The organism is Paenibacillus sp. YPG26 (genome assembly GCF_023704175.1).
GTDB lineage: Bacteria > Bacillota > Bacilli > Paenibacillales > Paenibacillaceae > Fontibacillus.
In genome coordinates, this window is the sequence record NZ_CP084530.1 from 3,757,403 (window position 1) to 3,780,994 (window position 23,592).

General features: G+C 50.0%; 24 protein-coding genes. 8 read left to right on the plus strand and 16 right to left on the minus strand.

All coding sequences use genetic code 11. The features are described 5' to 3' along the window. Nucleotides 1-27: 27 nt before the first annotated feature. Complete coding sequence (locus LDO05_RS17820; protein WP_251376647.1) at nucleotides 28-993, minus strand: helix-turn-helix transcriptional regulator; 966 nt, start codon at nucleotides 991-993, stop codon at nucleotides 28-30. A 270-nt stretch (nucleotides 994-1,263) separates the two neighbouring features. Here LDO05_RS17820 and LDO05_RS17825 point away from each other — a divergent pair, with 270 nt between their 5' ends. After that, nucleotides 1,264-2,628: an MATE family efflux transporter gene (locus LDO05_RS17825; RefSeq protein WP_251376648.1), complete on the plus strand. Its 1,365-nt coding sequence runs from the start codon at nucleotides 1,264-1,266 to the stop codon at nucleotides 2,626-2,628. Between the two features lie 188 nt (nucleotides 2,629-2,816). Here LDO05_RS17825 and LDO05_RS17830 read toward each other — a convergent pair whose 3' ends face one another. The 3 genes from LDO05_RS17830 to rlmN all read right to left on the minus strand — a co-directional run bounded on the left by LDO05_RS17830 (nucleotide 2,817) and on the right by rlmN (nucleotide 5,592). After that, entirely contained in the window at nucleotides 2,817-3,272 is a 456-nt protein-coding gene (locus LDO05_RS17830) for a hypothetical protein (protein WP_251376649.1), read from the minus strand. Between the two features lie 17 nt (nucleotides 3,273-3,289). Further along, complete coding sequence (locus LDO05_RS17835; protein ID WP_251378778.1) at nucleotides 3,290-4,171, minus strand: PhzF family phenazine biosynthesis protein; 882 nt, start codon at nucleotides 4,169-4,171, stop codon at nucleotides 3,290-3,292. Nucleotides 4,172-4,497: 326 nt separating this feature from the next. After that, entirely contained in the window at nucleotides 4,498-5,592 is a 1,095-nt protein-coding gene (gene rlmN, locus LDO05_RS17840; protein ID WP_251376650.1) for a dual-specificity RNA methyltransferase RlmN, read from the minus strand. A gap of 352 nt (nucleotides 5,593-5,944) precedes the next feature. Between rlmN and LDO05_RS17845 the strand changes: the two genes are divergently transcribed. After that, on the plus strand, nucleotides 5,945-6,946 hold the full coding sequence (locus LDO05_RS17845) for an aminoglycoside phosphotransferase family protein (RefSeq protein WP_251376651.1): 1,002 nt from the start codon (nucleotides 5,945-5,947) through the stop codon (nucleotides 6,944-6,946). A gap of 117 nt (nucleotides 6,947-7,063) precedes the next feature. Here LDO05_RS17845 and LDO05_RS17850 read toward each other — a convergent pair whose 3' ends face one another. Beyond that, nucleotides 7,064-7,435 carry a DUF423 domain-containing protein gene (locus LDO05_RS17850; protein ID WP_251376652.1) on the minus strand — a complete coding sequence of 124 codons (372 nt, stop codon included), beginning with the start codon at nucleotides 7,433-7,435 and terminating at the stop codon, nucleotides 7,064-7,066. Nucleotides 7,436-7,709: 274 nt separating this feature from the next. Between LDO05_RS17850 and LDO05_RS17855 the strand changes: the two genes are divergently transcribed. Beyond that, nucleotides 7,710-8,474, plus strand: a complete 765-nt coding sequence (locus tag LDO05_RS17855; protein ID WP_251376653.1) for a carbohydrate-binding protein — start codon at nucleotides 7,710-7,712, stop codon at nucleotides 8,472-8,474. Between the two features lie 212 nt (nucleotides 8,475-8,686). Further along, complete coding sequence (locus tag LDO05_RS17860) at nucleotides 8,687-9,574, plus strand: TIGR01777 family oxidoreductase (RefSeq protein ID WP_251376654.1); 888 nt, start codon at nucleotides 8,687-8,689, stop codon at nucleotides 9,572-9,574. A 131-nt stretch (nucleotides 9,575-9,705) separates the two neighbouring features. Here the strand turns inward: LDO05_RS17860 and LDO05_RS17865 are convergent, their stop codons facing one another. The 7 genes from LDO05_RS17865 to LDO05_RS17895 all read right to left on the minus strand — a co-directional run bounded on the left by LDO05_RS17865 (nucleotide 9,706) and on the right by LDO05_RS17895 (nucleotide 15,251). After that, nucleotides 9,706-10,146 (minus strand): DUF2269 family protein, encoded by a 441-nt coding sequence (locus LDO05_RS17865; protein WP_251376655.1) that lies wholly within the window; start codon nucleotides 10,144-10,146, stop codon nucleotides 9,706-9,708. An 8-nt stretch (nucleotides 10,147-10,154) separates the two neighbouring features. Next, complete coding sequence (locus LDO05_RS17870; protein WP_251376656.1) at nucleotides 10,155-10,502, minus strand: ASCH domain-containing protein; 348 nt, start codon at nucleotides 10,500-10,502, stop codon at nucleotides 10,155-10,157. 138 nt (nucleotides 10,503-10,640) lie between these two features. After that, nucleotides 10,641-11,381 carry a Bax inhibitor-1/YccA family protein gene (locus LDO05_RS17875; RefSeq protein WP_251376657.1) on the minus strand — a complete coding sequence of 247 codons (741 nt, stop codon included), beginning with the start codon at nucleotides 11,379-11,381 and terminating at the stop codon, nucleotides 10,641-10,643. A 120-nt stretch (nucleotides 11,382-11,501) separates the two neighbouring features. Then, complete coding sequence (locus LDO05_RS17880) at nucleotides 11,502-11,660, minus strand: FeoB-associated Cys-rich membrane protein (protein WP_251376658.1); 159 nt, start codon at nucleotides 11,658-11,660, stop codon at nucleotides 11,502-11,504. Between the two features lie 25 nt (nucleotides 11,661-11,685). Continuing rightward, complete coding sequence (feoB, locus tag LDO05_RS17885) at nucleotides 11,686-13,698, minus strand: ferrous iron transport protein B (protein WP_251376659.1); 2,013 nt, start codon at nucleotides 13,696-13,698, stop codon at nucleotides 11,686-11,688. Then, entirely contained in the window at nucleotides 13,695-13,922 is a 228-nt protein-coding gene (locus LDO05_RS17890; RefSeq protein WP_251376660.1) for a FeoA family protein, read from the minus strand. Before LDO05_RS17890 ends, feoB begins: the two co-directional genes overlap by 4 nt. A gap of 216 nt (nucleotides 13,923-14,138) precedes the next feature. After that, a complete protein-coding gene (locus tag LDO05_RS17895; protein WP_251376661.1) occupies nucleotides 14,139-15,251 on the minus strand; it encodes an NADH:flavin oxidoreductase in 1,113 nt (370 codons plus the stop codon). Between the two features lie 237 nt (nucleotides 15,252-15,488). Between LDO05_RS17895 and LDO05_RS17900 the strand changes: the two genes are divergently transcribed. Both LDO05_RS17900 and LDO05_RS17905 read left to right on the plus strand, forming a co-directional pair. After that, entirely contained in the window at nucleotides 15,489-16,820 is a 1,332-nt protein-coding gene (locus LDO05_RS17900) for a diguanylate cyclase domain-containing protein (RefSeq protein ID WP_251376662.1), read from the plus strand. Then, nucleotides 16,817-18,058, plus strand: coding sequence for an extracellular solute-binding protein (locus LDO05_RS17905; protein ID WP_251376663.1), 1,242 nt, complete (start codon nucleotides 16,817-16,819; stop codon nucleotides 18,056-18,058). The genes LDO05_RS17900 and LDO05_RS17905 overlap by 4 nt, the downstream gene beginning before the upstream one ends. Before the next feature lie 2 nt (nucleotides 18,059-18,060). Here the strand turns inward: LDO05_RS17905 and LDO05_RS17910 are convergent, their stop codons facing one another. The 4 genes from LDO05_RS17910 to LDO05_RS17930 form a co-directional block, all read right to left on the minus strand. Beyond that, the gene (locus tag LDO05_RS17910; RefSeq protein WP_251376664.1) at nucleotides 18,061-18,303 is read right to left on the minus strand and encodes a hypothetical protein; all 243 of its coding nucleotides are present in this window, start codon (nucleotides 18,301-18,303) and stop codon (nucleotides 18,061-18,063) included. A gap of 13 nt (nucleotides 18,304-18,316) precedes the next feature. Beyond that, entirely contained in the window at nucleotides 18,317-19,240 is a 924-nt protein-coding gene (locus LDO05_RS18875; protein ID WP_276575525.1) for a methyl-accepting chemotaxis protein, read from the minus strand. 116 nt (nucleotides 19,241-19,356) lie between these two features. Beyond that, complete coding sequence (locus tag LDO05_RS17925) at nucleotides 19,357-20,262, minus strand: HD domain-containing phosphohydrolase (protein ID WP_251376665.1); 906 nt, start codon at nucleotides 20,260-20,262, stop codon at nucleotides 19,357-19,359. A 94-nt stretch (nucleotides 20,263-20,356) separates the two neighbouring features. Continuing rightward, on the minus strand, nucleotides 20,357-21,040 hold the full coding sequence (locus LDO05_RS17930; RefSeq protein WP_251376666.1) for a hypothetical protein: 684 nt from the start codon (nucleotides 21,038-21,040) through the stop codon (nucleotides 20,357-20,359). 237 nt (nucleotides 21,041-21,277) lie between these two features. On the opposite strand from LDO05_RS17930, the gene LDO05_RS17935 reads away from it, so the two are divergent. Together LDO05_RS17935 and LDO05_RS17940 are read left to right on the plus strand one after the other, a co-directional pair. Then, nucleotides 21,278-22,174 carry a phosphotransferase gene (locus LDO05_RS17935; protein ID WP_251376667.1) on the plus strand — a complete coding sequence of 299 codons (897 nt, stop codon included), beginning with the start codon at nucleotides 21,278-21,280 and terminating at the stop codon, nucleotides 22,172-22,174. A 167-nt stretch (nucleotides 22,175-22,341) separates the two neighbouring features. Continuing rightward, nucleotides 22,342-23,562 carry an NAD(P)/FAD-dependent oxidoreductase gene (locus tag LDO05_RS17940; RefSeq protein ID WP_251376668.1) on the plus strand — a complete coding sequence of 407 codons (1,221 nt, stop codon included), beginning with the start codon at nucleotides 22,342-22,344 and terminating at the stop codon, nucleotides 23,560-23,562. Nucleotides 23,563-23,592: the final 30 nt, after the last annotated feature.

Genomic DNA, 23,592 nt, shown 5'->3' on the forward strand with positions numbered 1-23,592 from the left:
CCTCTTTTCCATTAATATAACTTCATTCTACCTTGGAAAAGTGGACATCTGTGTGTCCGGGTTCGGATACAGACTGAGCATTCTCTGTACCCGGCTGCGGATCTCCTGCGCCGCCTCGGGGGGCTGCTCGATTCGAACCCGTTCCCCGAAGCTGAGGATCATGCTGTAGAACCACTCATCTACCGGGTAAGGTCCTTTCACCCTTATCGTGCCGTCAGGGAGCTGGGTGACCAGCTCAGGGGCGAAAATATCCTGCACCCGGTAACGAACCTCGGGATTGAAGATCAGCACCACTTCCAGCTCGTCAGGCCCGGACCACTCCTGTCTCCATTCGTAGCGGTCCAGAGAAGGCGCCTCCTGTGGCAGGAATAATTGATCCAGCACCTCAAGACCCTGAATTCGGGTCAGGCGGAACATCCGAAATTCATTCCTCAGTCTGCAGAAAGCGTGCAGATACCACAGGTGTCCTTTCAGGATCAGAGAATAAGGCTCTGCCACCCGCTCGGTATGCACCCCATTCATATTGCTGTAGCTGAAGCTAACCAATTGCAATCTCTCTATGGCCGCCTTCAGCAGACTGACCTTCGACTTGGCGCCTGAGCCCTGTCCCCACGGATTGAAGTCAAATACCATCCTCGCACTCTGCCTGGATGTCTGCAGATCAGATCTGCCGAGCAGCGTCTGCACCTTCTCCAGCAGATTGTCGAGATTCTTGTCTTCAAAAGCGGTGCCCATCCCCTTGATAGCTGCAACCACGGAAGCAATCTCATCCAGGGTAAGGAACTGGCGGTGAATCGTATAATGCTCCATGATCTCAAAGCCGCCTGTTGTCCCCTGATGGGCAGCAACCGGGATGCCTGCCTGGCTGAGCGTATCCATATCCCGGTATATGGTCTTGGTCGAGACCTCGAATCTCTCCGCAAGCTCTGCGGCACTAATACGTCCGCGGTTAAGCAGCAGTACGGTAATGGCCAGCAAACGGTCAATTTTCACAGCAATCCTCCTTGTAAGTGAATTTAGATAATTTTATCATGATAGATACATAGATGTTTTGAATTATAGCGAATCGACACTGTTTTGCTTACTTCGACAACCCCCGTGTGCTATAGTGCTGTTGAGAAATAAGGTTCATCTCTTATAATTTGAAGGCCATGTTACCTGTTATGGGTACAACCCGAGCTATTTTATTGGGTTGTACCCTTTTTTATGTGCAGGAATGGCTGACCAGCAACTCATATAATCATATAGGAGGACAGACACAATATGAAAAAGTCGGATGATTTTTATAAACAAGTGTTAAAAATTGCCGTTCCAGTAACGCTGCAAAGTTTAATTATGTCCTTGCTCAACCTCACGGATCAGCTGATGGTCGGGCAGCTTGGTGACGTGTCCATCGCATCGGTAGGCATGTCGGTGAAAATATACGGTATCCTGTCGGTCGTTCTCGCGGGTCTTGCGACGGGGGTATCCATCTATGCGTCCCAGTTCTGGGGCGGCGGGGATCGTAAGAGTATATCCCAGCTTCTCGGTCTTGGCCTCGGAGCAGGCCTGGTTTTGTCCGGATTGTTCACCATATTCGTATTTTTCATGCCGGAGATGTTCCTCGGTATTTTCACTTCAGATACTGCAGTAAAGACCGAGGGATCGGTGTTTGTCAGCGTGTTTGCGCTAAGCTTTATACCTGCCATGTTAACGATGATGTACTCGGCTATCCTGCGCAGCACAGGACACACCCAACTGCCAATGTACATAAGCCTCATCGCCGTAGGACTTAATATCGTTCTCAATTATGGACTTATTTTCGGCCAGCTTGGTATGCCTGAATGGGGACTCATGGGAGCAGCTGCCGCGACGGCTATTGCACGGACAGTGGAATGCCTTCTAATTATCGGCGCAGTATATAAGTTCCGGCTTCCTGGCGCAGATGGGTTTAAGCAGCTGTTCGGCGTGTCACAACCGCTGCTGCGCAAGTTCTTCTCAACATGCTACCCCATTATTCTGACGGAGCTGATCTGGGTGCTTGGCGAGACCGCCTATGCTGTTGTCTACAGCCGGATGGGGACCGCGGAGATGACCGCAATGACCATTACTTTCCCGCTACAAGGTTTAAGCATTGCCCTCTTGGCGGGACTCGCTAGTGCGGCTGGCGTTATGGTTGGGCAGAAATTAGGTGCAGGTGACAACGACGCTGCATATGACTTTGCCCGGCGACTGATTAGACTTGGTGTAATGGTCTCACTGGGGATCGGTGTGATTCTTGCAGTGATCTCTCCGCTCTATGTGTCCGCATTTAACATTTCTGATGAATCACATCGTCTGGGGATGTATCTCGTATGGGTGTTCGCTGGCTTCCTCTGGGTGAAGGTTGCCAACATGATCCAAGCTGGCGGCGTGTTGAACAGCGGCGGAGACAGCAGATTTGTGTTTGTCATGGAGGCGGCTACAACCTGGATCATCGGCGTGCCATCCGCCTTACTCCTGTCATTCGTCTTCAATCAGCCTATTTACTGGGTGTATCTTATCCTGTCTCTTGAAGAGGTCGTTCGTTTCTTTGTCGGCGCTGCGCGTATCCGTTCCAAGAGGTGGATGAAGAACCTTGTATCTGATTTATCTGATTTATCTGCATAACATCAAAAACCAGCTAGTTCAGGATAATTCCTGGCCCGGCTGGTTTTTTTCATTACGGTGGGCATCGCAGTAGAGTTTGCATTTTCCCCAACATCAATGTTTTAACTAAAAAAATCTGCCCGTTAGCTTAATGACATCTGTACAGATACCGTTCCCATTAGCACGACAAATGCATGGTCCTCGGGAGTTCAGATTTTATCTTTCGCCTTTAAGCGGATAATCTGAACTTTCCCATCAACCGTCCAAAATTCTTCTATTAATTTGTTTTTCGAATCTTGATAAGTGTAAACTTTTGCTCCTTGTTCGATACGGGTGGAGTATTTCTTTCCTAATTTTTGGATGACCTTATCCACCGAGTCCTCCTGCCTGATTCCATCTCTACTTTCGAAGGGCTTCATTTCAGAGCGTGTTTCGATGCTCAAGATGATGTTTTCAGGGCTCACAATAAAATCAATTCCATCTTCATATCTTATAGAATGGTTCGTTCCTATATTTATCTCTTCAACGATTGGATATGCCCGTTCCTTTTCAAACGGAGTATTTGGCTTATATCCATATAGTGCTTGACCAGACAAATCAATATCGCCTACTCTCAAGCATCCAGCAATTATCAAAAAGCTTAGAAAAATAAAGAGTTTTTTCATTTAACCTTCATGCCACCTCATCTTTTTATCAAGTGTCTGCGCTCAATGCAAGCCACTGCACCGCCAACCAGAACCTGGATGATTTCACCGCTCTCGCTCAGGCGCAATCCTGCCTTGATTTCAGAAGGACAGTCCATCGAATACCCTTGCCTGAATACGACTTGCTCCACTTCCCGGAAAGACCGCTTACCATGATGGTACAAATAGCTGATCAGAGCACCGTTGGATGTTCCTGTCGCGCTCTCCTCGGGAATATCGTACAGCGGCGCAAAATTCCGACATTCCGCAGCAGCACCGTCTGGAGCATCCATTGTGAACAGGTGATATCCAATCACATCATATTTTTCACTAATGGCGGTGATGGCGTCAAAATCTGGTTGAACCTCATTCAAGAGCTTCCTGCTGCTGATCGGGATCAAGATGTCCCGCAGTCCTGTCGAGACAATCTGGATAGGCAACCCGGTCTCCAGATCCTTGGCATCTATCCCTAAAGATGGGGCAATTTCCTCACAGGATATCCTTTCAAGAAATTGTGGTAGCGCCTGTGACAAATAAACAAGACCCCCGGAGCTTATAACAACGTCCAATATCCCTGCTTTGGTTTCTATCGTGTAGGAAGTCTCTTCCTTTGCCAAACCTAACGAATGCATAAGTCCAAATGCAGCGATCGTTGCGTGTCCGCACAGATCAACTTCACTGATGGGGGTGAAATAACGAATTTTGTAATCCGCAAGAAGGGATTTCTCCATAAAGGCCGTCTCCGAATAGCCTAATTCCTTCGCTATGAGCTGCATTTCAGCAACATCCAACGAAAGGTCATTCTCCAAGACAACACCTGCTGGATTACCGCCATGCTCACCTTTCGCAAATGCATTTAACGTATACACTTCCACATTCATGTTCCGCTCGTCCCCTATTGTGATCAATACTCTTCCCCGCATTAAATGCCAGTTTCTCGTCAACTAGTGAAAATTCAGCCTGATAAAAATCGTTATGTATAATTATGGATATCCGTTGATAATAATTCAATTATTTTGTGTTGTTGTCAATCACCTGCCAGTGAGTTCAATAAATAGTTCACTCCCAACAGATCGCTCAACTGCTGTTCATATCCTCATTTACATGTAATAGAAAAAGAGTGCCTAACGGCACTCTTTCTGTTGCAACTAAGTCTTGATAATATAATCGGTCACAGTTATTAGTTATTCGGCATATCCAAGCGAATCTAGCCTACCGTCACAGGACCCTGGTCTTTCTTAATCTGCTTGCTTCTAAGCTGTCCGCAGGCGGCGTCAATATCCGTGCCGTGTTCTAACCGTACACTCACACTGACATTCTGCTTCTTGAGGGTATCGTAGAACGCGCGGATCGTCTCCCGTTCCGGACGCTGATATTGGCTGTGCTCATCAACCGGATTGTACGGGATCAGGTTCACGTTGGCCAGACTGCGGCGGTCACCAATCAGCTCAGCCAGCTCCAGTGCATGCTCTCTCTGATCATTGATGTCCTTGAGCATGATATATTCAAGGGTAATTCTGCGGTTAGTCCGCTCCAGATAGTAGTCAATAGCCTCCATCAGCTTCTCGATCGGAATCGCCCGGTTGATCTTCATGATCCGGGTGCGAATCTCATTGTTCGGGGCGTGCAGGGAGATCGCCAGATTCACACGCAGATCGGTATCTGCGAATTCCTTGATCTTGTCCGCCAGACCGCTGGTCGATACAGTGATGTGTCTCGCTGCAATCGCGAGCCCCTTCTGGTCCTTCACAATCTGAATGAAGTTCACCATATTCGTGAAATTGTCGAACGGCTCGCCAATCCCCATCACAACGATGTGACTGACCCGTTCGCCTTGCCCAGCAGCATCCAGATGCAGCTGAACCTTCATAATCTGCTCTACAACTTCTCCGCCGGACAAATCCCGGCTCTTCTTCAGCAGCCCGCTCGCGCAGAAGCTGCATCCGATATTGCAGCCCACCTGCGTCGTTACACATACCGACAGGCCGAACTTATGTCTCATCAGCACAGTCTCGATCAGATTCCCATCCTGCAATCTGAACAGGAACTTAATCGTCCCGTCCTTGGACTCCTGCTTCACATGCTCGGCCAGCGTCTGAATGACGAAGTGGTCCGCAAGCAGCTGAACGCACTCCGGATTCACCTCTGTCATCTCCGCGAAGTCCGTCACGCGCTTCACATAGAGGTAATCCCATACCTGGGAAGCCCGGAACTTACGATGCCCGCGCTCCTCAAGCCAAGCGGTCAGCTGTTCAAACGTCAAGCCATATATAGTTACTTTATTCGTATTTACTTTATCCATAATAATTGATCCTCTTTCCAAACGCTCGAATTCTGTATTTCTTCCCTGGAACTACAACTCGCCCAATCTATATTATTGTCCCAGACTTTTTTTGTGAACACAAGGCCTGAGGCATGATTTCCAGAAAAGTTACGTCCTTTCAGAACGCGGTTAACCCTCCGTGTACAAAATAGGCGCCAGGCTCAGCAGATATCCGGCCATTCCATTGCTGCCCCTGTGAATAAATTAATCATATATATAAGTTGAGCAGCTCATTTACATCCCCAGAATCCTTTCACACTCTTGCCTGTTGGTAATTCTTAAATTCAACTTATACAGGACCTGTCTGAGACAAAGAGGAGCGAGATCACGTATGGCACACCCGTATACCCAGAAAGAAATACACCGGATTACCCGGCACTTCGGCCTGACTCCGCTAAAGGCCGTACCTGTATCCTCCTTATACCGCAGGAATGCTGTCTATCAGGTGACAACCAGCACTGGCGGCTATGCGCTGAAGCCCTACAGAAAGAGCGAAGCTTCGAGTACCAACGCCATGCAGCAGATCAGAACTACTGTGCGCCACATCAAGCGTCTTAAGCAAAAAAAGTACCGTAATATGCCCCGGTGGCTCCGCACAAGTACCGGACGGTACTGGATAGAGCTCAAAGGAACCCCCTTGTATATGACGGAATGGATTCAAGGACGGAGGATGGAGCTGGCTCAAGATTACACAGCACTTGGCCGTGCCCTGGCTAACCTGCATCTTGTCTCACCAACCCCCTCCAAGGGACCTAATTCGTCCATCCTTAGCTATCTTCCCGGGTGGAAGGCCAGATCGGGCAGCTTCCAGAGATATATGGCTGCGGCGATCCTGCAGAAGGCGCCTCACTTTGGATGGTACCAGTTACATGGCCCCGCGTGTAACCGCCTGTCCAAGCAGGCTTGGGCTTATTTCAAGCGGCCATCCATGGCAAAGCTCCTCCTAAAGGATGCCCGTCGTCCCTCTCTGGTTCACGGCGATATTACCACGCTGAATGTCGTAATCTCGGAGAACGGTCATTTATATATCATCGACTGGGATCGGGTTAAGCTGGGGTCAAGTTATCTTGACATGGCCAAGGCACTGCGCAATACATGTCAATTCAATCCTGAATTCATCCAGTCCTTCCTATTGGGCTACGAAGAAGTCCGCCCCCTGTCCAGATCTGAACGCAGGCTGATCACGCTATTGTTCAGCCTGCCCCAAGAAGCATGGAATGGCGCACGCTTTCCGAGCCATACCAAGAACCGGGAGATGATGGATATCTTTGTGAGGACCTGGCCTGAGCGTAAACAGGCGATTCGGGTGCTGCAGCAATGGTCTCATCTCTAATTCCTGGTCACCCTTGCTGACATGCCAAAGAAGACGGGAGCTATACGCCCCGCCTTTTCTATTGGACAACCTCTCTACGCCGGGTGGACCCCCTCTGTGCCGGGTAGATCCAGCCTGTTACGAGCCTTGTATAACTGCGGCAATCAGAATTCCCCATCCCGCCAGGAACGCAAGCCCGCCAAGCGGCGTAATGGCACCCAGCTTCCGGATACCCGACAGACTGAGCGCATACAAGCTGCCTGAGAAGAGCAGAATCCCCGCGAACAGGAACCAGCCGGCAAGGATGATTTGATGAGATTCATTCATTTGACCTGCGAGAACCCCGAGCAGCAATAACCCTACACCGTGAATCAAATGATACTGAATTCCCGTCTGATACACCTTCATCATATCCTCAGACAGCTTCTCTTTCAGCGCATGCGCGCCAAAGGCACCGAGAGCAACGGCGAGGAACATCATAATTCCACCGAGCAGCAGCAGTGTATTCATGTGCAAGATCACCTCCGTAAGACAGATATTACCGGGTCCGTACAGGACCGTCAATTTCCAAGGATGAGGGAAGCTGATATACAACAGAGTGGAATCATGTTCTCTCGCAAATTTCAATGGAGTGGGATTCGATATGTATAGAAAAAGTTACAATTTTACCCTTGGAAGCGTTTTACACTTTTACAAAAATTTAACCATTTTGTTGTTTATTTTTGGAATATTTAGTGGTATTTTAACTATGAAATACAAATATATAAATAGGAGATGGTAGAGAATGCTAGGAAAAATGAAGAAGTACCTGTCGGGCGTCGCTTTTTTAGCGATTTTTGCGCTAACGTTTGCACAATCCGCTTTTGCAAGTGAACAACCGGCACAATTGATTTCAGCCAATCTGTATGCTTACAAGTATGGCTACGTGGCTTTCAGCGGTAATGTTGAAGTAAGCAACCTGGACTATCAGAAGAAAGTAACCATCCATTATACTCCTGGAGATGGCAAATGGTATGATACACCTGCTTCCTATCAAGGTCCTACAGACTCCACTCATGAGAAATGGAATTTCTCTGTGTCCACTTACAGCGGGGATACTACAAACCCTCAGCTGCTTAATGTCCAAAAAGTTCAATTTGCAATCAAGTATGAAGTTGGCGGTCAAACCTACTGGGATAACAACAACGGGCAGAACTATTCGGTCAGCCGTTATAACATGAGCTCAACTATTCTTGGCAAGCCGAACGTCCTTAAGGCTTTCGATTCTTTGTCCCAGAACACCTTCTCAGGCGGTGTATACCTTAAGAACCTGGATTACACCAAGACCGTTAAAGTCCGTTACACCACAGATAACTGGAATACAACCAAAGAAGGCTACGCCTCTTACTATGCGCCGGCTAACTCCGATGGCAGCGTGCAAGAATGGCACTTCAGCTTCAACAACATTGACTCCGGTGTGTCCCAGATTAAATATGCCATTTCTTACACTGTAAATGGACAAACCTATTGGGATAACAATTACGGCAGTAACTACACAGTTAACAGATAATCTGGATTAACAACACATAGGTGACTGAATCGCCTTCCGGCTGCCTCCCTGGCATGCCGGAGGGCGATTTCTGTTGAGAAGACATTATCAAATGGGCTAGAAGTAATGCACAACTGCTCTCCAGCCGGATTATCGTCTCCACGCTCTATCTTGCCACCACATGGTAAAATGAGGTATATGCGCTTGCAATAAAGTGAAATGGGGTGTTGGGGATGCGTCCAAAAATCATTATCGCCGGAGGAACCGGCTTTATAGGCAAATATCTGCAAGAGAAGTTCCATAGTCTCGGCAAGGAAGTTCTCATCATCTCGAGACAGCCTCAGCATATTTCCTGGAGCGACCTTCCCGGCATTACCAATGCCTTGGACAACTCCGAGATGCTGATCAATCTTGCAGGAAAGTCTGTGAACTGCAGGTATAACCGAAGGAACAAGGAAGCGATTATGGAGTCCAGAACGGAGACAACACAAATTATGGGCCATGCTCTGCTGGCGTGTCAGACTCCGCCTCCACTGTGGCTGAACTCCAGTACTGCTACGATATACCGGCATGCTGAAGACCGTCCTATGACTGAGGAGGCCGGTGAGATTGGATCAGGGTTCTCTGTAGAGGTAGCCCAAGCCTGGGAGAAAGCCTTCTTCTCGTTCAAGCTGCCGCGAACCCGCCAGGCAGCCCTGCGAATCGCCATTGTTCTTGGCGCGGATGGTGGTGTCATGACCCCCTATCAGAATCTGGTCCGCTTCGGACTTGGCGGCATCCAGGGATCAGGCCAACAGAAATTCAGCTGGATTCATATCGAGGATTTATTCCGTATTATGCTGTTCCTCCAGGAGAGAGAGGATCTAAGCGGGGTATTCAACTGCTCTTCTCCCCATCCTGTAACCAACCGGGAGCTGATGAGCCAGCTGCGAACCGCCATGAACCGAAGCTTCGGGCTTCCCGCAGCGAAGTGGATGCTTGAGGCTGGCGCCCTTTTTCTTGGCACGGAGACCGAGCTCATCCTGAAGAGCCGCTGGGTTATTCCGGAGCGGCTTGTGCGAGCAGGGTTTGAATTTGATTTTGCCAAGCTGGAGAGCACTCTTGAAGACATTCTGCATTAACGGGGCTAGGCAGGCCTCATGCTGCCTGATTATCTGGGCTTGGAGAGTTGTTCCTGCCGTCACATGAGGCAGTCCATATATAACATAGATATGATTCCAGATCCGCAGGGCAATGCGGCATCCTTCCCCTCCTACCACAATTGGGGCTTAGCCACCATTAACCATAACATGATTAATAGGATCACCAAATACATCCATACCGACCGGACCAGCTGCTGTACCAGCAGTTCCTGATTATAATCAGGCTTCGAGAATTGCCGAAGCTTCGGCGTGAATGCACGCGCCAGAAATACAATGGATCCAGCCATTACTAGAAGGGTGGCGACGATCCACGGAGTATCCCAGGCGTAGCCCGCCATGTACGCTAGCAGGATACCGGATACCACCAGAACATGTCCCATATGCTTGACCAGCCGGGTCGAAGATCTGAACGTAGTAATATAGGCGCCCAGCTCCGGCCCCTCTGCTGTCCGCATTCTCCGAGCGAGGGAGATGAGAACGAAGAAAGGCCCGATGGAAGCAACGGCACTGAGTATATGAATATAAAGCAGCAGTGTATACAATAGATTCACGTTGATTGTTAGTCCTGAACCGGGCTGAACTCGTGAACCCACACGCGCATTTGCGGCAGCCAAGGCATTCCCGGATGATAGGATAGAATCGAATTCTTGTACTCCTCCACGGTTGCATACCCCTCTTGAACAGCATGCTCATCCGTTAATTCGCCAAGAGACTGTGAATAGACCTTGTTCACCACGAAGCTGCGGCCTTCAAGGATCATAATCTCTCCCACATCCGCGTAACGGCCGTTGCGGCGGGTAGCGGTCTTCTTCCCGGCAAGGGCCTTGTCAATATCAGGCTGCTGTGTAATCAGGCGTTCAATCGTACAAGATTTAGGCGGTAGTGCATCATGATTGTTATTTTCCATATGAAATAACCTCCCTAGTAATAGCTTACATCCCCCACTTTAGCATAAATTAGGAGTGAAATCACATCATAGAGGCCATCCTAAGGGGATGACCTCTATCTACCTCTTTATATGGCATACGTACGAATGAGGCACGGCCTAATTCCGGCTGAATACCTTGGCAAGCAGGCGAAGCATCTCCACATACAGCCACACGAGAGTGACCACCAGGCCGAATGCTCCGTACCATTCCATATATTTGGGAGCACCCTGTCCGGCTCCTTGTTCAATGAAATCGAAATCCAGCACCAGATTGAGTGCCGCAATAATTACGATCACAATAGATATTCCGATCCCAACCAGACTGTTGTCGTGCAGGTAAGGAATCGTAATGCCGAACATCCCCAAGATGAAGCTCAGCAGGTACACCAGCAGAACTCCGCCCGTTGCTGCGATCACACCTAGCTTAAAGTTCTCGGTTGCCTTGATAAGCCGGGTCTTGTACGCCAATAGCAGGGTAATGAACACCCCCATCGTCAGCAGGGCCGCCTGCAGGGTAATCCCGTTATACAATGTCTCGAACCGCGCTGAGAGCCCGCCCAGGAACATGCCTTCCGCAATTGCATAGACAGGCACCAGATAAGGAGCCGTGGTAGGCACGAAGCTGATAATCAAGGCCAGCAGCAATCCAGCGATAGCTCCGCCTATCATATAAGGAAGGGCATTACCCCCGCTGAAATGCATGGACCAGGTACCGAATGCCCCGCCCAACAACATCACCAGTGTAATCATGGTTTTGTTCACGGTGCCGTCAATGGTCATTTGATTCTGTCCCGAATAATGCCCGCTTCGCCCAAAAGTGTTGTCATTCAAAGTCGGATTGCCGCTGCGTCCGATCAAGGATCATCACCTCTTGAATTTATTTATGGTTATTCTACCATACCTTATAGCGAAGTCTCATGTTCTTCTGCCAAGCCATGACATGCTATATATCTATGCAGTTCCTTGCAGTGTATGCCTTCATTTAGAAGCAGAGTCAACCTCATTACACGCGGCTGCACAGGACTTCGCCAGTGAACAGCCAGCGCATTTGCCTTTCTTCGTCTTGCGTATATAGGAGGTCAGTGTCCAGCCCGCGTATCCAAACACAGCTGCGCCAATCACAATACTCGCTACCATGGTATCCCTTCCCTTTTGCCCGTGATTAGTTGTAACCGAGAGCTCTTCCGACAAGTGTAATGATATAAGAAACCATATAGGCAATCACCAGCGCATACAGCACGGAGAACCAGGTCCACCGGGCGGACATCGTTTCTTTGCGGATAACCCCAACGGTTGCCAGACAAGGCACATAGAGCAGGATGAATGCCATGAAGGAGTAGGCCTGCAGAGCTGTGAAATGACCTGCCAGCAGCCCCTGCAGCGCAGCTGTATCCGGTGCGGCATAGATAATATTCATCGTGGAGACCACCACTTCCTTGGCCAGGAACCCGGTGATCAGAGCGGCGCCAGCCTGCCAGCTGCCAAAGCCAAGCGGGGTAAGCACCTGTCCGATCAAGCCGCCAATTCCGGCCAGGAAGCTCTGATCCATAGCCACGTTGAGGCCCTGCGGGCCCGTATAGCTTAACAGCCAGATCAGCACAGATCCGCCAAAGATGAAGGTGCCGGCTTTGCGGACAAAGCCCTTGCCCTTCTCCCAGGTGCTCCGCGACAGCGTCTTCCACTGCGGAATCCGGTAGGGGGGAAGCTCCACCACGAACATTGATTCCTGCTGCTTCAGAATGGTCGATGAGAACAGCTTCGCAAGAAGAAGCGCCAGGATAACACCAAGCACGTACAGCGAGAGAACGACCAGTGCCTGATTGGACTTGAAGAAGATGCCCACGAACAGGCTATAGACCGATAACCGTGCTGAACAGGACATCAGCGGGGTGAGGATAATGGTAAGCAGCCGTTCCTTCGGCTGTTCGATCGTCCTAGCGGCCATAATCCCCGGCACATTACAACCGAATCCAATGATCAGCGGAATGAAGGTCTTGCCGTTCAGGCCAACCAGCTCCATCAACCGGTCCATAACCGAAGCGATCCGGGCCATATAACCGGAATCTTCGATGAATGAGATAATGAAGAACAGGATAAAAATCTGCGGTACGAAAACCAGAACACCGCCGACTCCGGCAAATATCCCTTCAAAGACAAGGGCTTTGATGAAATCGTGCGCGCCTATGCTGTCCAGCAGCCAGGTGGTTCCGCTGCGCAGCGGACCGTTAATGAAGGCATCCAGCAGGTCGGATAACGGGGTCCCAATCCACTCAAAGGTTAGCTTGAACGTGAGATACATGAACAGCAGAAAGATCGGAATTCCAAGGAACTTATCGGTAACGATCCGGTCAATCCGCTCCGAGAAGCTGTGGTAACCGTCCTTGGTATGCCTAACACATTGTTCAAGATAAGTATGAATGTGGTCTGCACGCTGCTTGCGAATGTATTGGGACAGCGTTCTTACTCCAAATGTACGGCTATGAGCCATTTCTGTATTCCTGTACAGTTGGTCCAGCCAATGTTCATCCATACCTGCTGCCTTCAGGGCAGCACGAACGACGGAGTTGCCCTCGAAGAACTGAACTGCCATCCAGCGCGGGGACAGAGTCTCCTCGGGCAGCTGCTCCATAAGCTTCGTAATAGCATTCTCCAGCTGCTCTCCATATGAGATAAAGTAAGGCTTTAATGCCTCACCAGACGTAGAGCCGGTTATCGCCTCAAGCACCTGACCAGTTCCTTTGCCACTCCTCGCTACAACAGGAATTACCGGTACACCCAGCAGATCCGATAATCGGGTCGTATCAATCTCAAGCCCGCTGTGCTTCGCGACATCCATCATATTCAGCGCGATCACCAGCGGCTTGCCGTACTCCAGCAGCTGAACCGTCAGATTCAGATTCCGTTCAAGCTGTGAGGCATCCACCACGTTAAGAATGGAGCCAAAAGACTCCTCCAGCAGAAATCGGGAAGCAACCTCTTCATCATGAGAGAGGGGGTTCAGCGAATAGAGACCTGGAAGGTCTACAAGCGTGCCACCGCCAGCCTTCAGCGTACCGATCTTCTTCTCTACCGTTACACCAGCCCAGTTGCCCACATATTCATAAGAGCCGGTTAATGCGTTGAACAAAGAGCTCTTGCCTGTATTTGGGTTCCCGGCTAGAACGATGTTGTTCATACGGCTTCAACTAGAATCTGAAGCGCCTCACTCCGGCGGATAGATATCCACTGGCTGCTTGCTTCTAACGTTATCGGTCCACCGAAAGGGAGTCTTTTGATAATGGATACCTGTGTCCCTTCCATAATCCCCAGATCGTTCAGCCTTCTGCTTACAAGCTGATTACTGCAGGCCATATCTATGATGCGGACCGGTGTGCTTAGCTCGATCTCTGTTAATTTCATTGGTTTCACCCCGAATAAGAATGATAATTATTATCAATTGATTAAATTGTATGGTAATAATTATCATTTTTCAATGCACTTAATATGAAGTATTTGTTACAAATTTCACAAGTTTCGGTTGATTCGAACTGCGCACCTTCGAATTTGCAGGCTAGAAATACGCACCAAAACAGACTCCATTCCACAAGGGAACGGAGTCTCCGGATTCAGCTGTTATTAAGATAATGTCGCCAAGGCCTCAGTTGAGAAAGGAACTAACTCATTCAGCTTGCCCTCGCGAACCTTGTCCGCCCAAGCGGGGTCCACCAGCAATGCGCGGCCAACCGCGACCAGGTCGAACTCTTCGCGGCTGAGCCGCTCCAGCAGCCCGTCAATATTGGTGTTGCCAGCTCCCTTCCCCTCGGTAAAACCGCTCATAAAGTCCGTATCGAGACCGACGGAGCCGACCGTAATTACAGGCTTCCCGGTCAGCTTCTTGGTCCAGCCAGCCAGGTTCAGGTCCGAGCCTTCGAATTCCGGCTCCCAGAAGCGGCGGGTCGAGCAGTGGAACACATCAACGCCCGCTTCAACAAGCGGAGCTAGAAATTGACCGAGCAGCTCAGGTGTCTCTGCCAATTTGGCTGTGTAGACGGAGGACTTCCACTGGGAGAATCGGAATACAATCGGGAAGTCCGGCCCTACCGCCTTGCGGCAAGCCTCAATGACTTCCACAGCGAACCGGGTGCGTCCAATCATATCACCACCGTATTTGTCGGTGCGCTTGTTCGTTCTCTCCCAGAAGAATTGGTCTATCAGGTAACCGTGCGCCCCATGGATCTCCACGCCGTCGAAGCCTATTCTTTGGGCATCCGCAGCCGCCTGGGCATAAGCAGCAATGACCTGGGCAATCTCTTCCTCCGTCATAGGGTCTACCACTTTCTCACCAAGAATATTGATGCCTGACGGCCCGATTGGCAGAGCTTCAGGATTAGGTGAATCTCCGATCTTGCGATCTGTACCCACATGCCAAATCTGCGGGATGATTCGTCCACCTGCGCTATGTACAGCATCCACGACTTTCTTCCAGCCGTCTAGAGCATCCTCGCCATGGAACCGTGGCACATTGGGATTCCCTGTGGCCGCAGGGTGATTAATTACAGTACCCTCGGTAACAATGAGCCCTACGCCATTCTCCGCCCGGCGTCTATAATATTCCGCCACATTCTCTCCTGGTACACCTCCCGGCGATTGGGAACGTGTCATCGGAGCCATCACAATTCGGTTAGGGAGCTCCAGCTTCCCCGCATGAAAAGGTGTAAATAATGGATTCGTCACTTGATTGCCTCCCATATAATAAATTTAGTATAGTTAATTCGTACTGACTAGGTTGGTTTAATCTTCCACCCCTATTATATCGATAATTACCGAAATGTAAAACTGTTTATCCCCCTGTGCGCTCATTATGGTCAAAAGCTGCCGGAATTGTGTTTTTACCCTGCTGCAAGGGGCTTCTGAGTGGTATGATAGACGTAATGGTAGACTTGGCTATGTTTAGTCTAATTTATGATAACCGGAGGACTCCTTGATTTGAGATTACCACTTCGCAAAAAGCTGTATTTCAGCTTCCTTATTATCATCGTCCTGTTTCTGGTTACAGCTTCTATATCTACAATCTTGACTCAGAGAATTGTTCATTTTACTAATGACATTCTCGTATCGGAGAAGCGTCTTGAGGCTGTTCAGAGACTTAACCTTTTTGCCCGAACCGCTAATGACAACGGAGCCCACTATTTGCTTGCTCCACTCTATATAGAGGATGACTTCAAATCACAATTTGAAGCGAATGTGAAATATCTCGATCACGAATTCGGGAAGCTTGAAGACATGACTACCGAGCCTTCAGATCTGGCCATGATCCGCCAATTCTGGGACAAATGGAAGGCTTACGTCGCAGACAGACGGAATATTATGAACCTGAAGAAAGCCGGGAAAGTCACGGAAGCCCAAAACAACTATACCAAGATCAGCTATGACCCGATCGCCTTTGCCCTGCATGCCTTCTCTAAATCCGAGCAGGCTCAGATTGACGGGTATAAGAGTAGAATTGAGGCAAGTGGACGAACGATTCAGATCATGAATCTCTTCATGGTCTCCTTGGCTACGCTGCTCTCGCTCTTCATTGCCATAGCGCTCTCGAACTCCTTGATCCGCAGGATTCTGCTTCTGCGCTCCAATGCCCAGACGGTTGCCAGCGGCAATCTCCAGGTTCCGGATCTTCACTTCAAGAGCAAGGACGAGCTTACGGATCTGGCTAACTCCTTCAATGCCATGACCGAGTCCCTTAGGTCAGTCATGGATTCCAATCAATTCCTTCAGCAGCTGTCATTCAGGGATGGACTGACCGGAATTGCGAATCGCCGCTGTTATGATGAGTCGCTGGAGCAAGCATGGGTTCAGTCTGCGGCTGCGTCCAGACCCATCTCATTAATCTTGTTAGATATTGATTGTTTCAAGAGATTCAACGATATATATGGCCATCAGGCCGGGGATCTATGTCTCAAGCAGGTCGCTGACCTCCTGCAGGAGCAGGTGAGAGAATCCGGCGGACTGGCAGCCAGGTATGGCGGAGAGGAGTTCGCCGTGCTGTTGGCAGGCAAGACAAGCGGGGAAGCCTGCCAGATTGCGGAACACTTCCAGAAGGCACTGGCCGAACAGTGTATTCCCCATACCGGTTCAGATATCAGTGAATTTGTTACCGTAAGCATTGGAATATCCAACCTCACCGCTACCGGGGAGAACGCCCCCGATGATCTGCTGATTGAAGCAGACCACGCGCTGTACCAGGCCAAAGAGCATGGTAGAAACCGCATCTGTGTGTATGCGCATGATCAAGTAACCGAAGGGGGTCTTACCCCATGAGAAGACAGCTGGCAGTAATAGGTATAATCGCAGTACTACTCAGTCTAGCAGCCTGTTCAGGCACAAGCTCCAAGGATAAGCAGCCTGTGACGCTGACATTCTGGACCACCACTCCGAGCCCTGAGACTGCGTTCTTCCAGGAGCGGATCAATGCTTTTGAGAAGGAACATCCAAATATTAAAGTCAATATAGCTATGCACGAGTTTCCTTTTGCGACCAATGAATTCAAGACTGCTGTCCTGGGTGACCAAGAGGTGGATATCTTCCGGGCAGATAATACCTGGATTCCCGAATATGCGAATTTGAATATTATATATCCCCTGAATACGCTTGGCCCCCGTGCTGACTCATCAGGGTTCGTCAGTTCCGCGTTGGACGCAGCCACATACCAAGGGAATATCTATGGCTTCCCGTCTGTCATGGAAGTGCCGGCTCTCCTGTATAACAAGAGGATCCTTCGAGAAGCAGGCTTCACCCGGCCTCCGCAGACGATGGACGAACTGCTGAAGATGGCTAAGGCGCTAACCGGCAAAGAGAGGTACGGCCTGTACGTCACCGAGGACTCTTACTTCTCCTTGCCCTATCTATGGGCTTTCGGAGGGGATATGATTTCAGACCAGGGACACATTCAGATCGCCTCGGTCCGGTCCAAGCAAGCTTTTGAATTCATGCTGAAGCTGCGGCGCGAAGGCGTTACCCAGCCATACGACAACTTTAACAACTGGCACTATACGATGATGAACGACTTCACCGAGGGCAGATCCGCTATGATGATTAATGGTCCCTGGGCCATTCATGATGTATTGAAGGGTAAGGAGTTCCAGAACCCTGACAATATCGGCATCGCCCCGATTCCGCGCGGACCTGGTGGGCAGGGATCTCCTATCGGGGGACACAGCCTGGTCATTAACAAATACAGCCGTCATCCGAAGGAGAGCTATGAGTTGATTCGCTACCTTACAAGCACGGAGACTGAAATTCTCCAAAGCGAAAGGTTCAAGACTCTGCCGACGCAGCAGGCCGCTTATACAGATCCAAGACTCGCCTCCGATCTTCTTGTTCAAGGCTTCCGGGCCCAGCTGGATGTAGCCAAGACCCAGCCCAAGATTCCACTGAGCTCCAAGCTGTATATGGACTTCACCCCCAATCTGAACGCCATGCTCTTCGGGAAGGAGTCGGTTGACGAAGGGGTGCGGAAGATTGAGAGCTCATGGCAGAATCTCCTTGAGATGCAGTAATCCTACTTAAAGGGGTTATAAAACCGTGTTCCATCATAGAAGGTAACCAGTGTCACGACCACTCCAACGACTATAATCAGGCCAAGTGCCGCGTAATCCAGCGTGGTAAATGGACGCGACTTGTACCAGGTCCGCCTCCCGAAAGTGAACTGTGGCAGGCTGAGGGCACCCAGGCCATTGAGCAGGATAGCAAGCACAGAACTGATCGAATCTCTCCATAAAAAAAGGACGCCTGTGGCGTCCATGACTCTGATGATGTTACAGTGTATCCGCAAGTACCTTGGCCTGGGCATCGAGCTGTCGTGCAGCTTCTCCGATACCCAGAAATTCATCAACAGCCTGCCGGATACAGGTCTGGCTATCTTCAATAGAGGTTTGGGAACGCTGGGTCACGCTTAGTGTCTCGAGGACTTTGCTGGTAATGCCCTCGGTGTAGGAATTCACTTCCTGTATAGCCTCCTGTACCTGCTGAGCCAGCTTGCGAACTTCTCCCGCCACCACATTGAAGCCCCTTCCGTGCTCACCCGCATGAGCTGCCTCAATTGCGGCATTTAGAGCGAGCAGGTTGGTCCGGTTCGCAATATCCCGAACGGTCTTAACAATTCCCCGGATAGAATTGCTCTGCTTCTCCAGCAGCTCGAACGAGGCTAGGTTATCGTGTGCTTCCTTGGCCACCTGTCCCATGACCGCCTCCACTTCCTGACTCCGGGCCACGCCTGCGGCAGCCCTGCGCAGGAGATCCTCTGCCGTATTCTGAAGCTCGCTGGTTAACCGGGTAGTGGCATTCTCCCGGTAGGTTATATCGGTAGCAATCTTGAGGACAGCATGAACCTCCCCATCTTCATTGTAAATGGGGGTATAGGTGGCCTCCAGCCATAAGATTCTTCCATCTTTGGCCACGCGCATGATCTTCTCCTGAAAGGCATAACCTTTCTTGAAGTTCGCCCAGAAGCCTGAATACTCAGGGCTGCGTATGAATTCAGGTGTGCAGAAGCTCTGGTGATGCATACCCGGCATTTCTGCGGCGGTATAACCCATAGCTCTGGCGAAATTCTCATTTACCCATAATACATTTCCTTGGATATCGAACTCGATCATGGCTAGTGACCGCTCAATGGCGGCAAGAACAGACTTCTCATTCAGGACTTGGGAGCTGTGGTAGTTAAATCCTTCTTTATGCATGCGGGTCTCTCCTCTTAGGTTGGCCTGACTTCCGGGGCACGTCATACTCCCGATCAAAGGCCCAACTTTTAAATATATTAACCTTGTCTCTGAAATCTACACCATTACCTGTATCCCTAGATCCGTCCCTCTTCTTTCAAAATATCCTCAAAAGCATCCACAACAGCCTTATCATAATGGCTGCCTGTGAGTCTCCGAAGCTCATCCATGGCCACCTGTGCGCCAGAAGCCTTACGGTAGGCCCGGTCCTCGGTCATCGCATCGAACGTGTCGCTTACCGCAATAATCTTGGCCTCGAGAAGGATCTCCTCCCCCGTCAACCCATGCGGGTAACCGCTCCCGTTAAGCCTTTCATGATGCTGCTCAATAATAGGCGCAATCTCACCGTAGTAGGTCTCCTTGATCATTTCCGCCCCGTCAGCGGGATGTCTCTTGATCATTTCATACTCGTCACCTGTCAGGCGCCCCGGCTTATTCAGAACCTCCTCAGGAATATGAATCTTGCCAATGTCATGCAAAATGGAGGCGATAGACAGATTCTCCAGCTGTTCTTTATTCAGCTTCAGCTTCTTGGCGATCTTCACCGCATACTCCGCTACCCGATCACTATGCATATAGGTGTAGCGGTCCTTCTTCTCCACTTCCTTCACCATGCTCATCAGCTTGGAGATATCCTTACTCAGATGGACAAACGTTTGCTCTGTGATGACCCACAGGTACGTAATATCGGTCAGTGCGGTGAAATGAATCGGGTCCTTAAGCCCTTTTGCCGTATAATAATCATGTGGTCCAAGTTCAATCTTCTCATCGTCTAATTCGCATACCAGCGTGCCGGACAATATATAGAAAAATTCCATTACATTTGAATTATCACTTGGATATACAAAGAACAATCTATCTTTCTCAATGGTCTGAAGCAGAACCTCTACTCCATCTCCCCGTGAAAGCAGCTTGATTTCATTCTTGTCGAAGTGTACTTCTTCAAGAAATGACCCTTTCCTTCCGATTGTGAACCCATCCATTATGATCCCCCTTATATGAGAAAAAACGAGCTCGTAAAAGAACTCGTTTTTTCTCTAGATTATACTATTTTGTGGATGGTAGGAAGGGCTAATCTTAATTTATTCCAACAACCCAAACCGGGTCGATCCATACTTCCCGATCAGCGAAGCGAACAAGCTTCCAGTAACGCTCTACCACGAGGCCCTGCTCAGCAGCCTTCTCAATGGCATAGGTGGCCAAATCGTAAGTAGTATCGTAGACATCTGTAATAATTTTGTTCAAATCTTCCGTATACTTATTGGTTAGTTCCTCGTAATCTCCGGTTCTTTGATTCAACTTGTCCTCAAGCTGCTTGATACGAGCGGAAGCGAGGCCGGCATCCTGGACATCCGGGGTGATAAGCTGGGCTGTAGCCTGTTCAATATCTTGTTGGATAACAAGAATCTGCTGGTCCACCTTGCTTGTCTCCGCTTGGATCTTGGCGCTAAGAGCGGCAGCTTCGTGATTATCAGCCGCTTCAAGGCCAGCCTGGGCTACTACGCTTATCTTTCCTGTATCCTTCAACAGTTGAGCGACTTTATCCTTCACTTCCAATTTGCGGATATCAGACAGATACTTCGCTTCCAGCTTGTCAGCCGCAGCAACACCGTCCTTAATAATCTCTTCAATCTGTTCATTAGTCTGGTTAATCAGCTCGTAAATGGCATCAAGGTCCGAATTGCTGCTTTGTGCAAAGGCGCTTGTCCCAAAAGAGAATACCAAGGTCAATGTGAACAGGACTGCTAGAGCTTTCTTCATTAATTCTCCTCCAAATCATATATATTCTGGTCACCTGCGAAATGAAATCTATGAATTCACAGTTACCAATATACCATTTATAACCAAACTAGGATAGGACATAAATTGTCGATTTAATAATATTTTTTTCGTACCTACTCCATATAAAAATCACCTATCCGCAACCTTTGAATAGACTAATACCCACAGGGATTTAAGCAAGAAGCGATATGCCTAAGTGAGGGAAGTGAGTACTACATGCAGCTTTGGCCGATTGTTGAGACCGGGTACGGGATTCGTATACGCCGCGCGACCCGGGTCAAGGATGTCTATAAGATAGAGACCGGGCATGCCGTCTACTGCTTGAAAGCATATGACTTCCCGGAAGAAGAGGTCAGGTTTATTACGCGGGTTCTGTCCTGCCTGGATGAGCATCAGTTCACCCGGAGCCAGAAGGTCTATCCTACGGTAGATCAGGCGGCTTACCTCAGCCATGAGGGGACTTATTACACCCTGACGAACTGGGTACATGGACAGCAGCCCAAATTCGCAAGAACCAGCGACTTGAGACGAGGGATAGCCACCCTGGCCAAGTTCCATCTTCTAGCCACCGGCTTTCCGGCTCTGGAGGCACCCGAGTCACGGATCCGCTATTCCAGGCTGCCGGGTGAACTATCCGATTACAAGAACCTGCTGCTTCCTCACCCGAGAACGAATCACCTTGTAGAACAATGTGATGAAGCGCTGGAGCTCTTGCAGCAGCCCAAGGTGCTGGAAGCTGTTCAGCAGGAGCAGGTGAACGGTGCATTTATACATGGAGACTATAATTACCCCAATCTGGTCAAGGACAGGAAGAATACCATACACCTGATTGATTTCGAGAACACCTCCATGCATGTCAGAACTAAAGATCTGGCCCATATTCTGCATCGCAATTGCCTGTGGAACGCTGCGGGGATGCTTCGGTTAATCGAGTATTATCAGCGGTACCGTCCTATGGGCACCTCTGAGCTGCGCCTGCTTCTCGCCCTGCTGACAGCCCCCTATCACGTGGTCCGCAACCTCCGGATCGGGGGCCTCCGGAGCGCCGGGCCTATCATCCCTTCCCCAGGACTGCTTCGCAGATACCAGCGTGAACTTCGGGCTTGGCTCTAGCTTCGAACTCACCTGACTTATAACTTGGAATGCAGCGAACAGCAGAAGACCGTCTTTGGCCGCCAGGCTGAAGGCGGTCTTTATGGTCTGCAACTTTGCGATGAGGTTTCTCTGATTTTAAAGCAGGGCAGACTCTACAATAGATGCGTAGAATTGGAGGCATAATTATGGACTTATATAATGGCAAACCGCTGTGGGCGGAGGACAAGCCGGATTCCCCATTCACCCGAAGCGAAATGCTGAACCACTATGATGTCATCATTGTCGGCGGGGGAATATCCGGTGCCTTAAGCGCTTATTCCCTCGCGGCTGAGGGCCTGAGTATTGCTGTGATCGACAGGGGCGCCATGGGCGGCGGAAGTACCTCGGCAAATATGGGACTCCTCCAGTATTCAAGTGATGTTATGCTGCATGAATTGATTGAACAGATTGGCAGGGACAAGGCCATCCGCTTCTATAAATTATGCGAGCAGGCTCTGACTCAGCTGCAGGAGATTGCCGGTAAGCTGGATACGCCTGCAGACTTCATCCGCCGCAACAGTCTATATTTCGCAAGCGAACAGTCCCACGTGGCCCCGCTGAAGAAGGAGTATGACACGCTTGCCGCCCATGGCTTCAAGGTCGATTACTGGACGGAGGGTGACTTGCGCTCTTATTACCCCTTCTCGAAGCCGGCAGCCCTGATCACTTACGGCGATGCGGAGGTTAACCCTGTCAGGTTCAGCAGGGGAATTCTCCATCAATTACACCCGCACCCTGTGCATGTATTCGAACACGTCCGGGTAACCGGAATTGAGGAGGCCGTGCATCGGCTGAGGGTGCACACCTCAGTGGGTCCCTTTCATTGTTCCCAGGTGATATTCGCGACAGGCTATGATGCGGCCCCAGGCCTTATGCGGACCCGAGTGAATCTTACCCGCTCCTATGCCATTGCTACTGAACCTGTTGACGATCTCTCGTGCTGGAAGGATCGGGTATTAATCTGGGAGACCAGGCGGCCGTATGTGTACATGAGGACAACTCCCGATGGGCGAATTATAGCTGGCGGCTTGGACGAGGATACGCCGGGGACGAAGCATAGCGAGGCATCCCTTCGTAAGCAGGCCGAGACCATCAGGAGGAAGGTCCTGCAGTTATTTCCGCTGCCCAGCCTCAAGACCGCCTTCGCCTGGGCCGGGGTATTTGGCCAGTCGGTGGATAGCCTGCCTTTTATCGGAAGACATCCTGTCAAAGAGCGTATCTACTATCTGCTCAGCTACGGTGGCAACGGAACCGTGTATGGTATGGTGGGCGCGCATATTCTGAGAGATTTGATCCTGGGGCGGTCGAACCCCGACGCGGATATCGTGAAGCTTGCACGAGATGCCGACTCTACAGAGGAGTTGTAGCAAAATACGAGACCTATTTAATAAGACAGG

Bases quoted from the DNA above. Each gene is read 5' to 3' on its own strand.
- LDO05_RS17825 (WP_251376648.1), top strand. From the start codon at position 1,264: ATGAAAAAGTCGGATGATTTTTATAAACAAGTGTTAAAAATTGCCGTT.
- LDO05_RS17830 (WP_251376649.1), bottom strand. From the start codon at position 3,272: ATGAAAAAACTCTTTATTTTTCTAAGCTTTTTGATAATTGCTGGATGC.
- LDO05_RS17835 (WP_251378778.1), bottom strand. From the start codon at position 4,171: ATGAATGTGGAAGTGTATACGTTAAATGCATTTGCGAAAGGTGAGCAT.
- rlmN (WP_251376650.1), bottom strand. From the start codon at position 5,592: ATGGATAAAGTAAATACGAATAAAGTAACTATATATGGCTTGACGTTT.
- LDO05_RS17845 (WP_251376651.1), top strand. From the start codon at position 5,945: ATGGCACACCCGTATACCCAGAAAGAAATACACCGGATTACCCGGCAC.
- LDO05_RS17850 (WP_251376652.1), bottom strand. From the start codon at position 7,435: ATGAATACACTGCTGCTGCTCGGTGGAATTATGATGTTCCTCGCCGTT.
- LDO05_RS17855 (WP_251376653.1), top strand. From the start codon at position 7,710: ATGCTAGGAAAAATGAAGAAGTACCTGTCGGGCGTCGCTTTTTTAGCG.
- LDO05_RS17860 (WP_251376654.1), top strand. From the start codon at position 8,687: ATGCGTCCAAAAATCATTATCGCCGGAGGAACCGGCTTTATAGGCAAA.
- LDO05_RS17870 (WP_251376656.1), bottom strand. From the start codon at position 10,502: ATGGAAAATAACAATCATGATGCACTACCGCCTAAATCTTGTACGATT.
- LDO05_RS17880 (WP_251376658.1), bottom strand. From the start codon at position 11,660: ATGGTAGCGAGTATTGTGATTGGCGCAGCTGTGTTTGGATACGCGGGC.
- feoB (WP_251376659.1), bottom strand. From the start codon at position 13,698: ATGAACAACATCGTTCTAGCCGGGAACCCAAATACAGGCAAGAGCTCT.
- LDO05_RS17890 (WP_251376660.1), bottom strand. From the start codon at position 13,922: ATGAAATTAACAGAGATCGAGCTAAGCACACCGGTCCGCATCATAGAT.
- LDO05_RS17895 (WP_251376661.1), bottom strand. From the start codon at position 15,251: ATGGGAGGCAATCAAGTGACGAATCCATTATTTACACCTTTTCATGCG.
- LDO05_RS17905 (WP_251376663.1), top strand. From the start codon at position 16,817: ATGAGAAGACAGCTGGCAGTAATAGGTATAATCGCAGTACTACTCAGT.
- LDO05_RS17910 (WP_251376664.1), bottom strand. From the start codon at position 18,303: ATGGACGCCACAGGCGTCCTTTTTTTATGGAGAGATTCGATCAGTTCT.
- LDO05_RS18875 (WP_276575525.1), bottom strand. From the start codon at position 19,240: ATGCATAAAGAAGGATTTAACTACCACAGCTCCCAAGTCCTGAATGAG.
- LDO05_RS17925 (WP_251376665.1), bottom strand. From the start codon at position 20,262: ATGGATGGGTTCACAATCGGAAGGAAAGGGTCATTTCTTGAAGAAGTA.
- LDO05_RS17930 (WP_251376666.1), bottom strand. From the start codon at position 21,040: ATGAAGAAAGCTCTAGCAGTCCTGTTCACATTGACCTTGGTATTCTCT.
- LDO05_RS17935 (WP_251376667.1), top strand. From the start codon at position 21,278: ATGCAGCTTTGGCCGATTGTTGAGACCGGGTACGGGATTCGTATACGC.
- LDO05_RS17940 (WP_251376668.1), top strand. From the start codon at position 22,342: ATGGACTTATATAATGGCAAACCGCTGTGGGCGGAGGACAAGCCGGAT.